Origin of the sequence: Burkholderia sp. Bp9031, from assembly GCF_003857965.1 — a bacterium.
Taxonomy (GTDB): Bacteria; Pseudomonadota; Gammaproteobacteria; order Burkholderiales; family Burkholderiaceae; genus Burkholderia; species Burkholderia ambifaria_A.
The window spans coordinates 1-222 of record NZ_QTPW01000118.1; the positions used below are offsets into that span (position 1 = coordinate 1).

Here is a 222-nt window from a genome sequence, read left to right on the forward strand (position 1 = left end):
TGGCTCCCCGACCTGGGCTCGAACCAGGGACCTACGGATTAACAGTCCGGCGCTCTACCGACTGAGCTATCGGGGAATAAATCGGTACATCTGCTTGTTCGGTTGCCAACAAAAAACCCGTCCACTTTCAACGGGCCTTTGCTTTTTTGGCTCCCCGACCTGGGCTCGAACCAGGGACCTACGGATTAACAGTCCGGCGCTCTACCGACTGAGCTATCGGGG

The 222-nt window shown here is 57.2% G+C and carries 1 tRNA gene; it reads right to left on the reverse strand.

Features of this window, described 5'->3' with window-relative positions:
* A tRNA-Asn gene (locus tag DIE15_RS36765) sits at positions 1 to 76 on the reverse strand.
* Between the last annotated feature and the right edge of the window lie 146 nt (positions 77 to 222).